This is a genomic window from Variovorax sp. GW458-11-26-14-LB1, from assembly GCF_059423965.1.
Genome location: NZ_JBWKYW010000016.1, coordinates 71,862 through 90,916, shown reverse-complemented (window position 1 = coordinate 90,916; position 19,055 = coordinate 71,862). Strand labels below are relative to the sequence as shown.

The following is a 19,055-nucleotide window of genomic DNA, read 5'->3' as shown; positions in this document are numbered from 1 at the left end:
ACCCATGCGTGAAGCCGTCATCGTTTCTACCGCCCGCACCCCGCTCACCAAGGCGCACCGCGGCGAATTCAATATCACCTCCGGCGCCACGCTGGCCTCGTTCGCGGTGAAGGCCGCGGTCGAGCGCTCGGGCCTGGACCCGGCCCTGATCGAGGACGCGATCCTCGGCTGCGGCTACCCCGAAGGCACCACCGGCCGCAACATCGCGCGCCAGTCGATCATCCGCTCGGGCCTGCCGATCAGCATCGCCGGCACCACCGTGAACCGCTTCTGCGCCTCGGGCCTGCAGGCCATCGCCATGGCCGCCGGCCGCATCGTGGTGGACGGCGCGCCGGCCATGATCGCGGGCGGCGTGGAAAGCATCTCGCAGATCCGCGGTCGCAGCCCCGGCGACGGTGGCGACCTCAGCCTGGACCCGTGGATCGTCGAGCACAAGCCCGAGCTCTACATGGCGATGATCGACACCGCCGACATCGTCGCCAAGCGCTACAACATCAGCCGCGAAGCACAGGACCGCTTCTCCGCCGAGAGCCAGCGCAAGACCGAAGAAGCGCAGCTGGCCGGCCGCTACAAGGACGAGATCGTGGCCTGCACCACCACGATGGCCGTGACCGACAAGGAGACCAAGGAGGTCACCCACCGCGAAGTCACCGCCACGGAAGACAACTGCAACCGCCGCGGCACCACCTACGAGGCGCTGGCCAAGCTCAAGCCCGTGATGGGCGACGACAAGTTCATCACCGCCGGCAACGCCTCGCAGCTGTCCGACGGCGCCTCGGCCTGCGTGATGATGGAAGCCAAGGACGCCGAGCGCGCCAACCTGAAGCCGCTGGGCGCCTTCCGCGGCCTGGCGCTGGCCGGCTGCGAGCCCGACGAGATGGGCATCGGCCCGGTCTTCGCCGTGCCCAAGCTGCTCGCGCGCCACGGCCTGAAGGTGCAGGACATCGACCTGTGGGAACTCAACGAAGCCTTCGCCTCGCAGTCGATCTACTGCCAGGAGAAGCTGGGCATTCCCTCGGAACGCCTGAACGTGAACGGCGGCGCGATCTCCATCGGCCACCCCTTCGGCATGACCGGCGCGCGCCTCACGGGCCACGTGCTGCTCGAGGGCAAGCGCCGCGGCGCCAAGTACGCCGTGGTCACGATGTGCATCGCCGGCGGCATGGGCGCGGCCGGCCTGTTCGAAATCTACTGATTGAGGAGTCCGCGATGGACCTGAACTTCACGACCGAAGAAGAAGCCTTCCGCAGCGAAGTGCGCAGCTTCCTGGCCAACAAGCTGCCCGCGCGGCTGTCCGACAAGGTGCGCGGCGGCAAGATCCTGGAAAAGGCCGACATGCAGGAATGGCACGCCATCCTGAACGAGCGCGGCTGGCTCGCCAACCACTGGCCCGAGCAGTACGGCGGCCCGGGTTGGACCGCGGTCGAGAAGTTCATCTTCGAGAACGAATGTGCCCTGGCCTTCGCGCCGCGCATCGTGCCCTTCGGCGTCAACATGCTGGGCCCGGTGCTCATCAAGTACGGCAACGAGGCGCAAAAGAGCTACTGGCTGCCGCGCATCCTGAGCGGCGCCGACTGGTGGTGCCAGGGCTACTCCGAACCCGGCGCGGGCTCCGACCTGGCCGCGGTGAAGACCACGGCCGTGCGCGGCATCGACGCGCAGGGCGACCACTACATCGTGAACGGCCAGAAGACCTGGACCACGCTGGGCCAGCACGCCAACATGATCTTCTGCCTGGTGCGCACCAACCGCGAGGCGAAGAAGCAGGAAGGCATCAGCTTCCTGCTGGTCGACATGACCTCGCCCGGCGTGGAAGTGCGCCCGATCATCACGCTGGACGGCGAGCATGAAGTCAACGAGGTGTTCTTCTCCGACGTGCGCGTGCCCGCCGAGAACCTCGTGGGCGAAGAGAACAAGGGCTGGACCTGCGCCAAGTACCTGCTGACCTACGAACGCACCAACATCGCGGGCGTGGGCTTCTCGGTGGCCGCGCTCGAGCAACTCAAGGGCATCGCCGCGTCGCAGACCAAGAACGGCAAGCCGCTGGCGGACGACCCGGCCTTCGCGGCACGCCTGGCGCGTGTCGAGATCGACCTGGAGAACATGAAGACGACCAACCTGCGCGTGATCGCGGCCGTGGCCGGCGGCGGCGTGCCCGGTGCGGAAAGCTCGATGCTGAAGATTCGCGGCACGGAGATTCGCCAGGAGATCTCGTCGCTCGCGCGCCGCGCCATGGGCGTGTACGGCCGCCCCTTCGTCGCCGAAGCGCTGCAGGACGGCTACACCGAGAACGGCGGCGAGACCTTCGGCCCGGCCTATGCCAAGGCCGCCGCGTCGCGCTACTTCAACAACCGCAAGCTGTCGATCTTCGGCGGCTCGAACGAAATCCAGAAGAACATCATCTCCAAGATGATCCTCGGGCTGTAAAGGAGAGACGCACATGAACTTCGAACACACCGAAGACCGGCGCATGCTCGCCGACAGCCTGAACCGCTTCATCGCCGAGCAGTACGCCTTCGATGCGCGCGACCGCATCGCGAAGTCGGCGCACGGTTTCAGCAAGGAAATCTTCCAGAACTTCGCCGAGCTCGGCGTGATCGGCGCGCTGTTCAGCGAGGCCGACGGCGGCTTCGGCGGCAGCGGCTTCGACATTGCCGTGGTCTTCGAAGCGCTGGGTCGCGGCCTCGTGGTCGAGCCGCTGCTGGGCGCCGTGATGGTCGGCGAGGCGATCAGCGCCGCCGGCAGCGACGCGCAGAAAGAGAAGATCGGCGACATCGTCAACGGCGTGACCGTGGCGGCCTTTGCGCACGACGAAGCCGACACGCACTACGAGCGCACGCGCGTGGCCACGAAGGCCGAACGCAGCGGCGACGGCTGGGTGCTCCAGGGCGCCAAGGCCGTGGTGCCGCAGGGCGAGCAGGCCGACCTGTTCCTGGTCTCGGCCCGCACCTCGGGCAACGTGGACGACGCAACGGGCATCTCGCTCTTCCTCGTGCCCGCCAAGACCGCCGGCCTCACCGTGCGCGGCTGCCCCGCGATCGACGGTGGCCGCGTGGCCGAACTCACGCTCGACGGCGTGACGCTCGGCGCCGACGCGCTGCTGGGCGCCGAAGGCCAGGGCGCCGCCACGCTGGAGCGCGCCATCGGCCGCGGCGTGCTCGCGCTGTGCGCCGAGGCACTGGGCGCGATGGAAGCCGCCAAGACCGCCACGCTCGAGTACCTGCGCACGCGCAAGCAGTTCGGCATCCTCATCGGCAGCTTTCAGGCCCTGCAGCACCGCATGGCCGACCTGCTGCTCGAGATCGAACAGGCCCGCTCGGCCGTGATCAACGCCGCCGCCGCCATCGACGGCAGCGACCGCGCGGCGCGCGAGCGCGCGCTGTCGGCCGCCAAGTTCAGCATCGGCCGCATCGGCGCGCTGGTGGCCGAAGAGAGCATCCAGATGCACGGCGGCATCGGCATGACCTGGGAGCTGCCGCTGCCCCACTACGCCAAGCGCCTCGTGATGATCGATCACCAGCTCGGCGATGAAGACCACCACCTGCAGCGCTACATCGCTCTGGGCAAAGAGGTCGCGGCATGACGGACAAGACCGTCCTCATCTCGCAGGAAGGCGCCGTCCGCATCCTGACCAACAGCAACCCGGCCGCGCGCAACGCGATCACGCCGACGCTGTACGCCGAACTCTCCGCCGCGCTCACCGACGCGCAGAACGACCCCGAGGTGGGCGCCATCGTCTTCACCGGCGCGGGCGACTTCTTCTGCTCGGGCGGCGACCTGAACCTGCTGGCCAAGCGCCGCGAACTGCCCGAGGCCGAACGCCGCGAGAAGCTCGAAGGCCTGCACGACCTGATCCGCGCGATCCGCGACTGCGGCAAGCCCGTGATCGCGGCGGTCGAAGGCGGCGCGGCCGGCGCGGGCCTGTCGATGGCGCTGGCCTGCGACATGCTGGTGTCGGCGCGCGATGCGTTCTACACGGTGGCCTACGTCAAGGTCGGCCTCACGCCCGACGGCGGCGCCACGGCCTTCCTCGCGGAGTTCGTCTCGCGCCAGCTGCTCACCGAGCTGTGCCTCACCGGCGACCGCCTCACGGCCGAGCGCCTGCACGCGATGGGCGCGGTGAACCGCCTGACCGACAAGGGCGGCGCGCTGGCCGAGGCCATCGCACTCGCTGCCAAGGTGGCCAACGGCCCGCAGCGCGCGAGCGCACGCATCAAGACGCTGTGCCGCCAGGCCCATCGTGCAACGCTCGAGGAACAACTCGAGGCCGAAGCGGTCTACATGGTGACGTCGCAGGCCGACGCCGAAGCCGCCGAAGGCATCGGCGCCTTCCTCGGCAAGCGCAAGGCCGACTTCGTCGCGTTGCGCCACGCACCCCAGCCCGACGCGTCCTGACGCGCTGAGCCCCTCCCCGCGTGTGCATGCCGATGCAGATGCGGGGGTCTTTCGTTTTCCTGGAGTTGTTCCCATGCCCTCGCTGAATTCCTCGCTGCCGCTCGCCGGCGTGCGCGTCCTCGATCTGTCCCGCATCCTTGCCGGCCCCTGGTGCGGCATGGTGCTGGCCGACATGGGCGCCGAGGTGATCAAGGTCGAGCACCCGGGCCGCGGCGACGACACGCGCGACTGGGGCCTGCGCGTGGGCAAGACCGAGACCGCCTACTTCAACAGCGTGAACCGCAACAAGCGCTCCGTCACACTCGACCTGCAGACGCCCGAAGGCCAGCAGATCGCGCGCGACCTCGCCAAGCAGTGCGACGTGGTGATCCAGAACTTCAAGTTCGGCGGCATCGACAAGCTGGGCCTGGGCTACGAACAGCTGCGCAAGGACAACCCGGGCCTCATCTACTGCTCGATCTCGGGCTACGACCGCACCGGCCCCGAGGCCGCACGCCCCGGCTACGACCTCGTGGTGCAGGGCGAGGCCGGCCTGATGGCGCTCAACGGCGAAGCCAACCAGCCGCCGCTGAAGTTCGGCGTGGCCGCCGTCGACCTGTTCACCGGCATGTACTCGGCGCAGGCCGTGCTGGCCGCGCTCTACCAGCGCGAGAAGACCGGCACGGGCCGCCACATCGAGATGGCGCTGTTCGACTGCGGCCTGATGATCACCGCCTACTACGGCCTGGAAGCGCTGCTGATGGGCGAAGACCCGCCGCGCTACGGCAACTCGCACCCGTCGATCGTGCCCTACGGCGTGTTCGACGCGGCCGACGGCCCGCTGGTGATCACCGTGGGCAACAACGCCCAGTTCATGCGCTTCTGCACCGAGGTGATCGAGCGCCCCGACCTGGCCGCCGACGAGCGCTTCAAGACCAACATCCTGCGCTCGGCCAACCGCGCAGCGCTGCTGCCCGAGCTGACCGCCGAACTCGCGAAGCGCCCGCGCGCCGCGTTGCTCGAAAAGCTCAACGCCTCGGGCATCCCCTGCGGCGAAGTGCTGGGCCTGCTGGAAGCATTGAACTCCCCGCGCGCGACCGACGCCGGCCTGGTGACCAAGCAGCCGCACCCGGTGGCCGGCGAAGTCAATGTGCTGGCGCCTCCCTACCGTTTCGATGGCGAGCGCCTGCCCGTGCGCAGCGCGCCGCCCACTTTGGGCGAAGGCACGCACGACGTGCTGAAGTCCCTGCTCGGCCTGTCGGATGAAAAGCTGGCAGCGCTGAAAACGAATGGCGTCGTCTGATCGCACCACGCGAAGACAACGCCCGCATCCCTGAAGAGAAATCCATGGCCTTCCCGTTCCTCCGTACCCCCCGCAACCCCGTGCGCCGCGCCCTGCTCGCGCTGGCCCTTCCCCTTCTCGCAGGCAGCGCCTTCGCCCAAGCCTGGCCGACCAAGCCGATCACGCTGGTCGTGCCCTTCCCGCCCGGCGGCCCGACCGACGTGGCTTCGCGCATCGTGGCGCAGAAGATGTCGCTCGCGCTCAAGCAGAACATCCTGGTCGACAACCGCAGCGGCGCCTCGGGCACCATCGGCGCGGCCTTTGCGGCCAAGGCCGCACCCGACGGCTACACCTTCGTGATGCTGGCCACGCCGACGCTGCTGGCCTCGCACCTGTACGGCACCGTGCCCTACGACATCTTCAAGAACTTCACGCCCGTGGGCACGGTGTACGACCTGCCGATCGTGATGGTGGTGAACCCGAAGGCCCTGCCCGGCGTGAACGGCCTGCAGGACCTGATCGCCAAGGCCAAGGCCGACGGCGGCAAGCTCAACTACACGACCGCCGGCGCCGGCAGCTTCGGCCACCTGACGACCGAGCAGCTGAAGAACATCGGCAAGTTCGAGATGCAGCACGTGCCCTACCGCGGCAGCGCCCCGGCCGTGACCGACCTCATCGGCGGCCAGGTGCCCGCGATGTTCTCCGACCTCGTGGCCGTGATCCCGCACATCCGCGCCGGCACGCTGCGCCCCATCGCCGTGGGCTCCGGCAAGCGCGTGAGCCTGCTGCCCGACGTGAAGACCGTGGCCGAGCAGGGCTTCCCCGGCTTCGACGCCACCTCGTGGGGCGGACTGCTGGCCCCGGCCGGCACGCCGCAGGCCGTGGTGGACCGCATGAGCGCCGAGCTGAAGAAGGCGCTGGCCGACAAGGAAGTCGGCGAGAAGCTGCAGAGCGTGGGCTCCTTCGCGGCCTACGGCACGCCGGAACAGACCGCCACGCGCATGCGCCAGGACTTCGAGCGCTGGGGCAAGGTCATTCGCGACAACAAGATCACGAACCAGTAAGACACGGCCTCCGTCCGCAGCCGGCAAGACCCCTCAAGGAGACAACATGACAACAGGCAACGACAAGAACAACAACAACGTCATCGGCACACCGTTCCGCCCCCGGTTCCCGGTGCGCGGGCTCGCCGACATCCGCGCGCTCGAAGCAACGCCGCTCGACGAAGCGCTCACGGTGCGCAGCACCTACGAGCTCTTCCGCAATTCCGGCGCGGCCTTCGGCGACAAGACCGCGCTCACCTTCCTGCGCAGCGGCAACCCGGCGGATGAACCCATCCGCTGGTCGTACGCGCAGCTGCTCGCGGGCATCCACCAGACCGCGAACCTGCTGCACACGCTGGGCGTGGGGCCTGACGATGCTGTGGCGGTGCTGCTGCCCGGTTGCCTCGAGTACCACCTGGCGCTGTGGGGCGGCGAGGCCGCCGGCATCGTGCAGCCGCTGAACCCGCTGCTCACCGACGAGAAGCTGGTCGCACTGATGACCGCAGCGCGCGCCAAGGTGCTGATCGCCTACGGCTCGGACGCAGAATCGGGCATGTGGTCGAAGGCGATGCGCCTGCGCGGCCAGGTGCCCACGCTCACCACCGTGCTGCGCGTGGCGCCGCACGACGAGGCACCGGGTTCTGCGGGTGCGTTGCCCGAAGGCGTGGCCGAGTTCGACGTGCTGCGCGCCGCGCAACCGAGCGACCGCCTCGTGAGCGGCCGCGACATCGCGCCCACCGACATCGCCGCCTACTTCCACACCGGCGGCACCACGGGCGCGCCCAAGCTCGCGCGCCACAGCCACGGCGCGCAGGTGTTCACCGCCTGGGCCAGCGTGCAGCTCGCGGGCATGAACGAGCAGGGCATCTCGATCAACGGCTACCCGCTGTTCCATGTGGCGGGCGTGCTTCCGGCCTCGCTCTCGTCGCTGTCGGCGGGCGTGGAGGTGATCATTCCGACACCCTCGCTGCTGCGCAACAAGGAGGTGCTGGCCAACTACTGGAAGCTGGTCGAGAAGTACCGCCCGACCTCGCTGTCCGCCGTGCCCACGGTGCTCGCCGCGCTGGCCAACGTGCCGCTGGACGGCGCCGACATCTCGTCCATCACCTACTGCCGCACCGGCGCCGCCGTGCTCGCGCCCGAGCTGGCCGCGCGCTTCGAGCGCCTGTTCGGCCTGCACGTGCACGAGAGCCTGGGCATGACCGAGATGGCCGGCATCTCGACCATCACGCCGCCCGGCGTGAACGGGCCCGCAGGCTGCGTCGGCTTTCGCCTGCCCTATGCGCAGGTGCGCATCGTGGCGCTGGACGAGAACGGCAACGCCAGCGACCGCGAGGTGGCACAGGGCGAGACCGGCATGGTGCTGTTCAAGTCGCCCAACGTGTTCTCGGGTTTCGTCGATCCGGCCGACAACGCCAAGGCCTTCACCGCCGACGGCTGGCTCGCCACCGGCGACCTGGGCTGGATGGACGCCGAAGAGCGGCTGCACCTCACGGGCCGCTCGAAGGACCTGATCATCCGCAGCGGCCACAACATCGACCCCAAGACCATCGAGGACGCACTGGGCGCGCACCCCGCCGTGCAGTTGTGCGCCGCCGTCGGTGCGCCCGATGCCTACGCGGGCGAGCTGCCCGTGATCTTCGCGACGCTGGTGCCCGGCGCCTCGGCCACCGAGGACGAGCTGCTGGCCTTCACCTCCGCGCGCGTCGACGAGGCACCGGCCCGTCCCAAGTGGGTGTCGGTGATCGCCACGATGCCGATGACCAACGTCGGCAAGATCTACAAGCCCGAACTGCGCGCCATGGCCGCGCGGCAGGTGGTGGCGGCCACGGTCGCCGAGGTCTGCGCCGCACTCGGCGTGGGCGATGCAGCCCGGCCGGCAGTGAGCACCGAAGGCGAAAGCCTCGTGCACGTGCAGATCGACGCCGCTGCAACGGGCGCACAAGCCGCTGCATTGCAGGAGCGGCTGCAGAAGGCCCTGGAGCCCCTGCCCTTCAAGACGCGCATCGCGCTGAAGTGACCCCCTGCTTCTTCTTCGACACGATTTTCTGAAACCGAACGGGAGACAAACCATGACCCATCAACCCTCGACCCGCCGCGCCCTGCTGTGCGCGGCAGCATCGACCGCCGCGCTGTTCGCGCTGGCCCCCGCGCATGCGCAGGCGCCCTACCCGAACAAGCCGATCCGCCTCGTCGTGCCCTTCCAGGCCGGCGGCGCGACCGACGTGCTGGCGCGCGTGCTGGGCCAGAAGATGTCGGCCAGCATGGGCCAGCCCATCGTGGTGGACAACAAGCCCGGCGCGGCCGGCATCATCGGCACCGACACGGTCGCCAAGGCCGCGCCCGACGGCTACACCATCGTGCTGTCGCTGAGCAACTCGCTCATGACCAACGAGTTCCTCTACGAGAAGCTGCCCTACGACACGCAGCGCGACCTCACGCTGGTCTACCAGATCGCGATGGCGCCGCTGGTGCTGGTGGTGCACCCCAGCGTGCCCGCCAAGACCGGCCCCGAGCTGCTGAAGTACGTGGCCGCGAACAAGGGCAAGGTCGCCTACGGTTCGTACGGCGTGGGCGCCTACCCGCACCTGGCCGGCGCGCACATGAGCCTCACGCAGCAGGCCGACATGAACCACGTCGCCTACAAGGGCGAGGCGCCGATGGTGCAGGACCTGATCGGCGGCCAGATCCAGATGGCCTACGCGAGCGCGCTCGCGGCCAAGCCGCACATCGACGCGGGCAAGCTCAAGGCCGTCGGCGTGACCGGCGAGCGCCGCATGAGCACGCTGCCCAACGTGCCCACGCTGGCCGAGCAAGGCCTGAAGGACGAGGCCTACCGCGTGACCGGCTGGCTCGCCATTGCAGCGCCCGCCAAGACACCCAAGGCCATCGTGGACCGCATCGCCGACGAAGTGCGCAAGGCGACGCAGCAGCCCGACGTGCGCGAGCGCGTCGCGGCCATGGGCTTCGAGATCAAGGACAGCTCGCCCGAGCTCTTTGCCGCGGCCTGGAAGCAGGAGCGCCCCGTGTGGGAGCGCCTGATCAAGCAGTCGGGCGCCAAGCTCGAGTAACCCCTTTTCCCATTTTTGTCATTCAAGAGGAACAGCCATGAAAGTTCTGGTGCCTGTCAAACGGGTCGTCGATTACAACGTGAAGGTGCGCGTCAAGAGCGACGGCACCGGGGTGGACATTGCCAACGTCAAGATGAGCATGAACCCCTTCGACGAGATCGCTGTCGAAGAAGCGGTTCGGCTGAAGGAAAAGGGCATCGTGACCGAAGTCATCGCCGTCTCCTGCGGTGACGCGAAGTGCCAGGAAACCCTGCGCACCGCGATGGCCATCGGCGCCGATCGCGGCATCCTGGTCGAGACCGCCGAAGAGCTGCAACCTCTCGCGGTTGCCAAGCTGCTGAAGGCGCTGGTCGACAAGGAACAGCCCCAGCTGATCATCCTGGGCAAGCAAGCCATCGACGACGACGCCAACCAGACCGGCCAGATGCTGGCTGCGCTGGCCGACCTGCCCCAAGCCACCTTCGCCTCGAAGGTCGACCTCGCAGCCGACAAGGTCACCGTCGCACGCGAAGTCGACGGCGGCATGGAAACCCTGACGCTCACGCTGCCCGCGGTCATCACGACCGACCTGCGCCTGAACGAGCCGCGCTATGTGACGCTGCCCAACATCATGAAGGCCAAGAAGAAGCAGCTGGACACCTTCAAGCCCGAAGACCTGGGCGTGGACGTCAAGCCCCGCCTGAAGACCCTCAAGGTCAGCGAGCCCCCGAAGCGTGGCGCCGGCATCAAGGTGCCCGACGTTGCCACCCTGGTGGACAAGCTCAAGAACGAAGCCAAAGTGATCTGAGGAAGAAACGAACATGACCGCACTCGTCATTGCCGAACACGACCACGCCAGCATCAAGCCGGCCACCCTCAACACCGTGACCGCCGCGCTGGCTTGCGGTGGCGACGTCCACATCCTCGTGGCCGGTGCCAACGCCGCCGAGGCCGCCAAGGCCGCCGCGCAGATCGCGGGCGTGTCCAAGGTGATCGCTGCCGACAGCGCATCGCTGGCCGAGAACCTCGCTGAAAACGTCGCAGCCCAAGTGCTGACCATCGCCGGCAACTACAGCCACATCCTGTTCCCCTCGACCGCCAACGGCAAGAACGTCGCGCCGCGCGTGGCCGCCAAGCTGGACGTGGCACAGATCTCCGACATCACTTTGGTTGTCAGCCCCGACACCTTCGAGCGCCCGATCTACGCCGGCAACGCCATCGCCACCGTGCAGAGCACCGATGCCACCAAGGTGATCACCGTGCGCACGACCGGCTTCGACGCAGCCGCTGCCACCGGTGGCAGCGCAGCGATCGAAACCGCTGAAGGCGTTGCAGACAGCGGCAAGTCAACCTTCGTCGGCCGTGAAGTCACGAAGAGCGACCGCCCCGAACTGACGGCCGCCAAGATCATCGTCTCCGGTGGCCGCGCGTTGGGCAGCGCCGAGAAGTTCAACGAAGTGATGACGCCGCTGGCCGACAAGCTCAACGCCGGCCTCGGTGCAAGCCGCGCCGCAGTGGACGCAGGCTACGCCCCGAACGACTGGCAAGTGGGCCAGACCGGCAAGATCGTCGCGCCGCAGCTGTACATCGCCGCGGGCATCTCGGGTGCCATCCAGCATCTGGCCGGCATGAAGGACTCGAAGGTCATCGTCGCGATCAACAAGGACGAAGAAGCACCGATCTTCTCGGTGGCCGACTACGGCCTCGTGGCCGACCTGTTCACGGCCGTGCCCGAACTCGTGACCACGCTGTAAGCGGCTGCGACGATGAAGACCCGCATCACCGAACTGCTCGGCATCCGCTACCCCATCATCCAGGGCGGCATGCAATGGGTGGGCCGCGCCGAGCTGGCCGCGGCCGTGTCGAACGCCGGCGGCCTGGGTATTCTCACGGCGCTCACGCAGCCCACGCCCGACGACCTGCGCCAAGAAATCGAGCGCACGCGCACGATGACCGACAAGCCCTTCGGCGTGAACCTCACGATCCTGCCGGCGGTGAAGCCGCCGCCGTACGCCGAGTACGTGCAGGCCATCATCGACAGCGGCGTGAAGATCGTGGAGACCGCGGGCAACAGCCCGAAGGACTTCATCGAGGCCCTGAAGCGCCACGACGTGAAGATCGTCCACAAGTGCACCTCGGTGCGCCACGCGCTCTCGGCCGAGCGCAACGGCGTCGACGCGGTGTCCGTGGACGGCTTCGAATGCGCGGGCCACCCGGGCGAAGACGACGTGCCCGGCCTCGTGCTGCTGCCGGTGGCGGCGCGCAAGCTGCGCATTCCGATCATCGCGTCGGGCGGCATCGCCGACGGCCGCGGCATGGCCGCCGCACTGGCGCTGGGCGCCGAGGGCATCAACATGGGCACGCGCTTCTGCGTGACCCAGGAAGCGCCGATCCACGACAACATCAAGCAGGCGCTGGTGGCCGCGACCGAGCGCGACACCAAGCTGATGTTCCGCACCCTGCACAACACGGCACGCGTGTTCCGCAACGCGATCTCCGAAGAAGTGGTGGCCACCGAACGCCGTCCGGGCGGCTGCGAGTTCGAGGACATCCGCCCCTTGGTGGCCGGTGCACGCGGCCGCGCGGCGCTGGAGTCGGGCGAGGTGCACAACGGCGTGGTCTCGGCCGGCCAGTGCATCGGGCTGATCGACGACATCCCGACCTGCGCGGAACTGCTGGAACGCATGGTGCGCGAGTGCCGTGAGCATCTGGACCTCGCCCGCAGCTGGATGAACTGAAGCTCTGCCGCGCTCCCGCCGACGGGGCGCCTTGCTCCGCGAATGTCCCCCGGGGCTTCGCCCTCCTCCTTGATTTCGCTGCGCAAGGCACCCCATCGACGTGAGCGTTCAAAGCCGCTTCGGACTGGCGCGGCACGGGCCCACGAGGTCCGTGCGCGGCGCATCGCAGAAGCTGCATTTGTTGGCGCTCGCCGAGACTTCGTGCCGCATGAACCGGCCACTTCGCCGGGTTCTTCTCTAGAGTGAATGCCCCTGTCACTCGACACCCCACCAAGGGAAGAAGAAAGGCGCCACACCCCACCCCCTACTGAGATGTTTGAAGGCTGCTTGCCTCGCGGCAGGTTGTCGGTGCGAAAGCAGCGATGCAGATGCGAGGTATCAAAAGGCGACGGCCGAGGTGTTACTAGCACCCCAGCCGTCTAACCAAAAACGTGCAATCACCTCTAAGGAGCGCACATAAATGGCTACCAAGACTATAGCCCGGCCAACTACGCCGGTAGCTCCCGAAGACAATGCCCAAGACCCGGCGGATCTTCTCGAAAACACCCTCTCTCAACTCGAAGCTCTCCTGTGGGTCTGCCACGGGGAAGAGATCGACTGGTGCAGCGGTGACGGGCCTGGACGGCTGGACAACGTGCTTTGGCTTGCGGCTGATCTCGCTCGCAAGGCTGGAGAGCTGTTTCAACTGAGCGAGAAGGCGCGACGCGCAGCGCTTGAGACCGGCGGTTAGCGGCTGGTCTGCGGGCTGCAGGGTTCGCGGCGCGCTCCCCTTCTTGCCAGTGAACTGCCCTTCAACGCGGCTGTTCCGACTACCAGCGGGAAGAAAAGCTGGCAACAAAAGCCGGGGCGATCCAGTTCGCCCTGTGCTGTTAGCCTTACCTGGTCGGCAGGGCCCCTGCCACGCCAACTCCGGCCATCGTGCCCAAAATTTTAGAAGTGAACTCACCATGACCAGCCCGCTGTACAACGCCTCCGTTCCCGTCATGCAGCAGATGCTGCGCGCCCTGTCCGACGTGCTCAAGAAGGCCGAAGACCAGGCGACGCAAAGAAATATCGATCCCAATGCGCTGCTGCAGGCGCGGCTGTTCCCTGACATGTTTCCGCTGGTACGTCAGGTACAGATCGCCGCAGACTTCTCCAAGGGCATTGCCTCCCGCCTGGCGGGTGCCGAGGTGCCGTCCTGGCCCGACACCGAGGTCAGCTTCGCCGACCTGCAATCGTTGATCGCCAAAGCTTTGGCCCATATCGGCTCCTTCAAGCCTGAGCAATTCGATTCCAGCGAGAGCCGCGAGATCGTGTTGCGCCCCGGCACCCCCAAGGAAAAGAAGCTGACCGCAAGCGCATACCTTCTGCACTACGGACTGCCGCAGTTTTTCTTCCACGTGACCACCACCTATGCCATCTTGCGCCACAACGGTATGGAGATCGGCAAGCGCGACTACATGGGTGCCTACTGACCCAAGACAGACAGGCGTTCAGCCACTCTGGCCACTGCCGCTCGAAGTGCAAGCGTGCGGCGTGCTGCCACCGATTCGCGCCTTTGAGCCGCCAATGACGGTCCTCCGAGGGACCTTCATCACCCGATGAAGGCCCCTTGAAGGCGCCACACCAGAGCCTGGGCCTGCCGGCACTCGAACGCGGTGTTCAACGGCCAGCGTACGGCAGCGACGAGTGATGCACGACGATGCGCAGCTTGCCGGCACCGTCCTTCACGAACGTCCAGGTCTTGTCGACCGTGGTGACCTTGCCGTCCGGGTCAGTGAACAGCACGTTACCCAGCGTGCTGGCCACGTCGCCGTGGATGAGCACGGCACTGTTGGCAATCTCGCATTTGGTCCAGCCCTTCAGGGCGAAGCCGGTGTCGTTGGGAAAGGCAGGGTTGCCACCCACGAAGTACGCCAGCGCGCCGTCGCGAGCGGTGCGGAAGGTCTGCGGCGATGTCGTGAGCGTCGGCTTGAACAGCACTGCGCCCAGTTGGTAGGCGTAGGCGCTGTCGATGACCTTCTCGGCCAGCGCCCTGGCGGCCGGCTGCCCTCCGCTGGAATTCGCAGCGCTGATGTCGACCAGCGCCTTGCACCAGGCCTGCTGGGCCCCCAGGACTTCCGCTTCCGTGATGCTCCGGTCGACGACTTTCTCCTTGGCGGCGACCGGCAAGATGGCCCCGACGATCAGGAGGCTGGCGATGGCGCTGGGAATGAATTTTTTCATTTGGGTCTCCAATTGAAGTAGTTGGATACCGGAGCGGCCGGGTGGGTCGAGCCGAGACCCAAAGTGCATCCATACGATATGCACAAGGCATGATGCGCCAGCTGATTTGCTCTGAGTAAAAGATGCAAATGAAATGAATGGTTGTGCATTCGCGAGACAGCCAGGCGTGCAGGCCTGTCTCGTGGGACAGGTGTCGAACGAAAGCCATCCTCTCGGTCTGCACCAGAATTTCCTCCGATCTGCGAAGACCTCATCACATGCAACAACGTTTTCTGAATGCCTTGCTGGTTGCCCTCATCGCCAGCTTCGGCATCTCTGGCGATCCGGCACGCGCCCAAGCCCAAACGACGCCCAAGGTGCAGCCCGGCGAGGGGCGGCCTTACGAGGTTGTCGACAGCGAGGTATGGGACGTGCCCGATCCGGTTTCAGGCCGCGGCTACCAAGTCTTCATTGCTTTGCCGCCGTCCTATGCGAAGCAGCCGCGGCAGCGCTACCCCGTGCTGTATGTGACTGACGCCGACTACGCTTTCCCGATCGTCCGGCAGTTGGGGCGCCGCCTGAACGTTGAAGGGCCTCAGATCGAGGAATTCATCCTCGTCGGTCTGTCTTACGCAAAGGGCGAGGACGGCGCAGTCAGCCGCCAGCGCGACTACACACCGACACCGAACGGCCCCAGCACCGCGCCTGCCAATGCGGTCCACGGTCAGGCGCGCGCCTATCAAGAATATCTGCGCAACCAGGTCAAGCCGTTCATCGCCGCTCGCTACCGGGCCGACCCGGCCAGAGCAATCTTTCTCGGTCACTCCTACGGCGCCCTGCTTGGGATGCAGATCCTTTTCACCGAGCCCGGCTTGTTCAACGGCTATATCCTCGGCAGCCCATCTCTCTGGTACGACAAACGACATGCCTTGAAGCTCGAAGCGAGCTACGCCAAACAGAATCGGGACCTGAAGGCGAATGTCTATCTTTATGTCGGCGCCTATGAGGCGCTGCGCAAAGGTGTTCGGCGCTACAACCAGACGGTAGACATGGTTGCCGACAACCAGACGCTGGAGACGACGCTACAGAGCAGAAAGTACCCAAGCTTGAAGCTGAAGTCAGCGGTCCTGAACGACGAGGACCATCTCACCGTCGCGCCGCGTGGCTTTACGCAGGGCATGAAGTATCTGCTCTCGGCGCACTGACAAATCACAGCGAGACGATGCAGCCGGGCGATCACTTGACATGAATTCTGGGTGAGAACTTTGCCATCGGCGAGCTCGCCTCGCACGTCGGCATGCCAGCCAAATACCGCGCCATCGTGTCGATGTCCGTCTCTGAAAGGGTCGTGCCGTTAGTCGCACCGTATCCGGGCTATCGACCGAAAACTTCCAGTCACTGCATGGCCAGGTCCAGACCCATCCAATTGCAAAATTCAAAGGTGAGGAAGAGCACGAGGAACGCAGAAGCGACGAACGCCCCGCCCACCTTGATGGATGTCAGTACCACTGCAGCTGTCTTTTGATTCTTGTCCTTCTGTCCCCGTTCGTAATGCCACTTGACGGCTAAATACATGCCCACGCTGAGCACGAGAATCTTGAAAATAACAAAAGAGATAGGGATTGAATTCATGATTGAAGGGATATCAATGGTGACAGACGGCGAAGTGCCCGAGTGCGGCGAGTAGCTCAATAGACCGATGAAGAAACGGACAATCAATCAATCAATCTAACGAAACGGTTGCGGTCAGCTAAATGGGCGTCCGCAAGACGCCTCGAAAGGCGGAGCAGTCTGCCTGCACCACAGAAGCACTCTCATCGTGCTGTCGAGTGTTCATCTTCCAGGCTGATACGTACAGAACCAGATCAGCTGAAAATTCTCGTATCAGATGCAAGGAGGCCGGTAGTCGCGCCGGGGCGGGTCGACGTCTGATATGACAATCTCTGGAGCGGTCCAGAACGACCGTATCAGAAAGAGATGCCCATGAACCGCTACGAGAAGCTTGCCGACAACATCGCTCAGCGTATTCGCGCGGGTAGCCTGAAGGCGAACGATCGCCTTCCCTCCGTGCGCGAACTGAAGTCGCAAATGGGCATCAGCGCGTCCACCGTGTTCTCTGCTTACTACCTGCTGGAGGCGCAAGGGCTTGTCGAAGCGCGGCAGCGGTCGGGATACTTCGTTCGAGCAGGCGCGGAAATGCCGACCAACGAACTCGCCGCCAGCGAGCCTGTCCTGCGGTCCATGTCGGTCGACGTCTCGTCGCTTGTCTTTCAGGTCCTTGCACAGGCTCGCGAGCGCGATATGGTCCCGCTCGGCTCGGCCTTTCCGTCGCCAGAGCTGTTTCCCTTCGAGCAACTTGCCGCCGGCCTGACGCGAGCGCTCAAGCGGATGGATCCTTGGCAGACCGTCGAAGATTTGTCTCCAGGAAACGCCCAATTGCGCCATCAGATCTCCCTGCGTTACGGCAGCGTCGGGATGGATGTTCCTGCGTCTGAACTGGTCATCACCAGCGGGGCGATGGAAGCACTCAATCTTGCGCTCGAATCGGTGACGCAGCCAGGCGACCTCGTGGCGATCGAAACGCCAACCTTTTATGGTGCGTTGCAGGCATTGGAGCGGCGCGGTCTTCGCGCGGTCGAGGTTGAGACCCACCCGCGAACAGGCGTAGATCTCGACTCTCTTGCTCGCGTGATCGACCAGCATCCGGTGAAGGCCTGCTGGTTCATGCCGACCTTCCAGAATCCAATGGGCTGCACCATGAGCGACGCAGCCAAAGAGCAACTGGTCAGCATGCTCGCCGCCCGCGCCATACCGCTGATCGAAGACGACGTGTACGGCGAGCTCGCGCATGGGGCTCGGAGACCGCCACCAGCCAAGGCCTGGGACCGGGATGGCTGGGTGCTGCACTGCAGTTCTTTCTCGAAATCCCTGGCACCCGGATATCGCATCGGTTGGGTAGCGGGCGGTCGCTTTGCCGCCACTTTGGGTCGCAACAAGTTGATGAGCTCGCTGGCGACGGCACTCCCCTCGCAACTGGCGTTGCAGGAGTACCTGCAACACAAGAGTTTCGATCGCCACCTGCGCGCCCTGCGGCATTCGCTCAGCCGCCAGCAGGCTGCATGCTTGCGATTTATCGATCGATACTTTCCGACTGGAACGCGGGTCACGCGCCCCGAGGGTGGCTATTTCCTGTGGCTCGCGCTGCCAGAAGGTGTCGACTCGCTCGCACTGCACCAGGACGCTCTTCGGCTCGGCATAGGCGTAGCGCCGGGCCATTTGTTTTCAGCCGACCGCCGATACACCCGGCACCTGCGCATCAACTACGGGTATCTCGGCGACCCGCGCTTGGAAGGGGCTATCAGGAGTCTTGGAGATCTCGCCAACGCGCAGCTGAAATCTACAACCGGAAATTCGGGGCCAATCTTCGAGGAACGTTTGTCGAGACCCTAGTTCGCGTCCATGCAGGTCGAGGTCCGCCGCCTTCGACTGACTCTCAACGTCACGCGCGCCGCTTCTGTCCAGTCGCGGCTTAAAGAACCCGCAGCACCTCAAACTGCTGTCGGATTGGAGCGACCTGTATCGACACCTCATCACCCTCGCATTTGCCCAGCATTGCCCGACCCAAAGGGGCTTCGCTGCTGATGACCTGAACCAGCTGAGTGCCGCTGACCAACGTCATGCTGCCCCCATCCGGGCCGAGAAAGAGCTGTTGCTGCTTGTCGTCGGAATCGACCAGGCAGACCAACGCGCCGAGCCGTATTCCTATGCTGGCGTCGTAGGGACGCGGGCGGAATTGGCGCCAATTGGCCATCGCCTGGCGTATGGCTTCGGCGCGCCGAGCTTGGCCGGTGGCCAGGTAGGCGGCTTCGAGTCCCAATGTGTCGTACTTGTTTTCGGCGATGTTCTCTTCGTGAGTCGCCGTTTCATGGGCTGCTCGCACTGCCTGTTCGGCTTGCAGCAGGTCTTCGGCGAGCCGTTCCAGCACCTGCTGTTGCAGCAAGAATTTATCCATGACGAAAGGTCGGTATCTCAAACAAGCGAGGGGCAGGTTTTGATTATGAAGGGCTCCAGAAGCCTTCGACGCTTCTGTTGGCTGCAGGTTGACTTCAGCAATGGGCCCGAAGGCGACGGTCAGACGTCGTGACTGAAAGACAGCTCGCAGTCTGACGCGAACATTGAACGCAGTCATGCCAATGTCGACCACGACCGACACCAGTCCTTCGGACTTCTGCTTGTCCCCCGTCCGTCTCTGGCGAAAGCTCAGCAGTACGCCCCCGCACATCCATCCGCCATCCACCACAGCGGTCGAACCGCCAACGCCACAGCCGCACTCATCATGCGCAGGGCATCGGGTGCTCCCCGCAGCGAAATCAAGGAGGAG

18 protein-coding genes are annotated in these 19,055 nt (G+C 65.7%); 15 read left to right on the top strand and 3 right to left on the bottom strand.

Features of this window, described 5'->3' with window-relative positions; genetic code table 11:
- The first annotated feature begins 4 nt into the window (after positions 1–4).
- The 13 genes from AC07YS_RS13340 (at position 5) to AC07YS_RS13280 (ending at position 13,944) form a co-directional block, all read left to right on the top strand.
- Positions 5–1,195: an acetyl-CoA C-acyltransferase gene (locus AC07YS_RS13340; RefSeq protein WP_062478557.1), complete on the top strand. Its 1,191-nt coding sequence runs from the start codon at positions 5–7 to the stop codon at positions 1,193–1,195.
- Between the two features lie 14 nt (positions 1,196–1,209).
- Complete coding sequence (locus tag AC07YS_RS13335) at positions 1,210–2,427, top strand: acyl-CoA dehydrogenase family protein (protein WP_495269337.1); 1,218 nt, start codon at positions 1,210–1,212, stop codon at positions 2,425–2,427.
- 13 nt (positions 2,428–2,440) lie between these two features.
- Entirely contained in the window at positions 2,441–3,583 is a 1,143-nt protein-coding gene (locus tag AC07YS_RS13330; RefSeq protein ID WP_495269338.1) for an acyl-CoA dehydrogenase family protein, read from the top strand.
- Positions 3,580–4,395: an oxepin-CoA hydrolase, alternative type gene (locus AC07YS_RS13325; protein WP_495269339.1), complete on the top strand. Its 816-nt coding sequence runs from the start codon at positions 3,580–3,582 to the stop codon at positions 4,393–4,395. The genes AC07YS_RS13330 and AC07YS_RS13325 overlap by 4 nt, the downstream gene beginning before the upstream one ends.
- A 73-nt stretch (positions 4,396–4,468) precedes the next feature.
- Positions 4,469–5,677, top strand: coding sequence for a CaiB/BaiF CoA transferase family protein (locus AC07YS_RS13320; protein ID WP_095743559.1), 1,209 nt, complete (start codon positions 4,469–4,471; stop codon positions 5,675–5,677).
- A gap of 44 nt (positions 5,678–5,721) precedes the next feature.
- Complete coding sequence (locus AC07YS_RS13315; protein WP_159273819.1) at positions 5,722–6,720, top strand: Bug family tripartite tricarboxylate transporter substrate binding protein; 999 nt, start codon at positions 5,722–5,724, stop codon at positions 6,718–6,720.
- 46 nt (positions 6,721–6,766) lie between these two features.
- A complete protein-coding gene (locus AC07YS_RS13310) occupies positions 6,767–8,719 on the top strand; it encodes an acyl-CoA synthetase (RefSeq protein WP_495269340.1) in 1,953 nt (650 codons plus the stop codon).
- A 52-nt stretch (positions 8,720–8,771) separates the two neighbouring features.
- Positions 8,772–9,770 (top strand): Bug family tripartite tricarboxylate transporter substrate binding protein, encoded by a 999-nt coding sequence (locus AC07YS_RS13305; RefSeq protein ID WP_447741022.1) that lies wholly within the window; start codon positions 8,772–8,774, stop codon positions 9,768–9,770.
- Between the two features lie 37 nt (positions 9,771–9,807).
- On the top strand, positions 9,808–10,557 hold the full coding sequence (locus AC07YS_RS13300) for an electron transfer flavoprotein subunit beta/FixA family protein (RefSeq protein WP_070060185.1): 750 nt from the start codon (positions 9,808–9,810) through the stop codon (positions 10,555–10,557).
- Between the two features lie 13 nt (positions 10,558–10,570).
- Positions 10,571–11,503: an electron transfer flavoprotein subunit alpha/FixB family protein gene (locus tag AC07YS_RS13295; RefSeq protein WP_495269341.1), complete on the top strand. Its 933-nt coding sequence runs from the start codon at positions 10,571–10,573 to the stop codon at positions 11,501–11,503.
- Between the two features lie 12 nt (positions 11,504–11,515).
- Positions 11,516–12,487 carry an NAD(P)H-dependent flavin oxidoreductase gene (locus AC07YS_RS13290; protein WP_495269342.1) on the top strand — a complete coding sequence of 324 codons (972 nt, stop codon included), beginning with the start codon at positions 11,516–11,518 and terminating at the stop codon, positions 12,485–12,487.
- Between the two features lie 460 nt (positions 12,488–12,947).
- Positions 12,948–13,217: a hypothetical protein gene (locus tag AC07YS_RS13285; RefSeq protein WP_307582899.1), complete on the top strand. Its 270-nt coding sequence runs from the start codon at positions 12,948–12,950 to the stop codon at positions 13,215–13,217.
- Between the two features lie 217 nt (positions 13,218–13,434).
- Positions 13,435–13,944 (top strand): DUF1993 domain-containing protein, encoded by a 510-nt coding sequence (locus AC07YS_RS13280; protein ID WP_495269343.1) that lies wholly within the window; start codon positions 13,435–13,437, stop codon positions 13,942–13,944.
- Positions 13,945–14,131: 187 nt separating this feature from the next.
- On the opposite strand, the gene AC07YS_RS13275 is transcribed toward AC07YS_RS13280, so the two are convergent.
- Positions 14,132–14,695 carry a metal-independent carbonic anhydrase family protein gene (locus AC07YS_RS13275; RefSeq protein WP_495269344.1) on the bottom strand — a complete coding sequence of 188 codons (564 nt, stop codon included), beginning with the start codon at positions 14,693–14,695 and terminating at the stop codon, positions 14,132–14,134.
- A 257-nt stretch (positions 14,696–14,952) separates the two neighbouring features.
- On the opposite strand from AC07YS_RS13275, the gene AC07YS_RS13270 reads away from it, so the two are divergent.
- Positions 14,953–15,879 (top strand): alpha/beta hydrolase, encoded by a 927-nt coding sequence (locus tag AC07YS_RS13270; RefSeq protein ID WP_495269345.1) that lies wholly within the window; start codon positions 14,953–14,955, stop codon positions 15,877–15,879.
- A gap of 190 nt (positions 15,880–16,069) precedes the next feature.
- Here AC07YS_RS13270 and AC07YS_RS13265 read toward each other — a convergent pair whose 3' ends face one another.
- Positions 16,070–16,306, bottom strand: a complete 237-nt coding sequence (locus AC07YS_RS13265; protein WP_495269346.1) for a hypothetical protein — start codon at positions 16,304–16,306, stop codon at positions 16,070–16,072.
- A 351-nt stretch (positions 16,307–16,657) separates the two neighbouring features.
- On the opposite strand from AC07YS_RS13265, the gene AC07YS_RS13260 reads away from it, so the two are divergent.
- Entirely contained in the window at positions 16,658–18,124 is a 1,467-nt protein-coding gene (locus tag AC07YS_RS13260; RefSeq protein ID WP_495269347.1) for an aminotransferase-like domain-containing protein, read from the top strand.
- 79 nt (positions 18,125–18,203) lie between these two features.
- Here the strand turns inward: AC07YS_RS13260 and AC07YS_RS13255 are convergent, their stop codons facing one another.
- Positions 18,204–18,686: a GreA/GreB family elongation factor gene (locus AC07YS_RS13255; RefSeq protein ID WP_062471040.1), complete on the bottom strand. Its 483-nt coding sequence runs from the start codon at positions 18,684–18,686 to the stop codon at positions 18,204–18,206.
- Positions 18,687–19,055 lie beyond the last annotated feature (369 nt).

What these genes read in the sequence shown, in the direction of transcription:
- AC07YS_RS13340 (WP_062478557.1), top strand. Translation starts at nt 5, where the DNA reads ATGCGTGAAGCCGTCATCGTTTCTACCGCCCGCACCCCGCTCACCAAG.
- AC07YS_RS13335 (WP_495269337.1), top strand. Translation starts at nt 1,210, where the DNA reads ATGGACCTGAACTTCACGACCGAAGAAGAAGCCTTCCGCAGCGAAGTG.
- AC07YS_RS13330 (WP_495269338.1), top strand. Translation starts at nt 2,441, where the DNA reads ATGAACTTCGAACACACCGAAGACCGGCGCATGCTCGCCGACAGCCTG.
- AC07YS_RS13325 (WP_495269339.1), top strand. Translation starts at nt 3,580, where the DNA reads ATGACGGACAAGACCGTCCTCATCTCGCAGGAAGGCGCCGTCCGCATC.
- AC07YS_RS13320 (WP_095743559.1), top strand. Translation starts at nt 4,469, where the DNA reads ATGCCCTCGCTGAATTCCTCGCTGCCGCTCGCCGGCGTGCGCGTCCTC.
- AC07YS_RS13315 (WP_159273819.1), top strand. Translation starts at nt 5,722, where the DNA reads ATGGCCTTCCCGTTCCTCCGTACCCCCCGCAACCCCGTGCGCCGCGCC.
- AC07YS_RS13310 (WP_495269340.1), top strand. Translation starts at nt 6,767, where the DNA reads ATGACAACAGGCAACGACAAGAACAACAACAACGTCATCGGCACACCG.
- AC07YS_RS13305 (WP_447741022.1), top strand. Translation starts at nt 8,772, where the DNA reads ATGACCCATCAACCCTCGACCCGCCGCGCCCTGCTGTGCGCGGCAGCA.
- AC07YS_RS13300 (WP_070060185.1), top strand. Translation starts at nt 9,808, where the DNA reads ATGAAAGTTCTGGTGCCTGTCAAACGGGTCGTCGATTACAACGTGAAG.
- AC07YS_RS13295 (WP_495269341.1), top strand. Translation starts at nt 10,571, where the DNA reads ATGACCGCACTCGTCATTGCCGAACACGACCACGCCAGCATCAAGCCG.
- AC07YS_RS13290 (WP_495269342.1), top strand. Translation starts at nt 11,516, where the DNA reads ATGAAGACCCGCATCACCGAACTGCTCGGCATCCGCTACCCCATCATC.
- AC07YS_RS13285 (WP_307582899.1), top strand. Translation starts at nt 12,948, where the DNA reads ATGGCTACCAAGACTATAGCCCGGCCAACTACGCCGGTAGCTCCCGAA.
- AC07YS_RS13280 (WP_495269343.1), top strand. Translation starts at nt 13,435, where the DNA reads ATGACCAGCCCGCTGTACAACGCCTCCGTTCCCGTCATGCAGCAGATG.
- AC07YS_RS13275 (WP_495269344.1), bottom strand. Translation starts at nt 14,695, where the DNA reads ATGAAAAAATTCATTCCCAGCGCCATCGCCAGCCTCCTGATCGTCGGG.
- AC07YS_RS13270 (WP_495269345.1), top strand. Translation starts at nt 14,953, where the DNA reads ATGCAACAACGTTTTCTGAATGCCTTGCTGGTTGCCCTCATCGCCAGC.
- AC07YS_RS13265 (WP_495269346.1), bottom strand. Translation starts at nt 16,306, where the DNA reads ATGAATTCAATCCCTATCTCTTTTGTTATTTTCAAGATTCTCGTGCTC.
- AC07YS_RS13260 (WP_495269347.1), top strand. Translation starts at nt 16,658, where the DNA reads ATGAACCGCTACGAGAAGCTTGCCGACAACATCGCTCAGCGTATTCGC.
- AC07YS_RS13255 (WP_062471040.1), bottom strand. Translation starts at nt 18,686, where the DNA reads ATGGATAAATTCTTGCTGCAACAGCAGGTGCTGGAACGGCTCGCCGAA.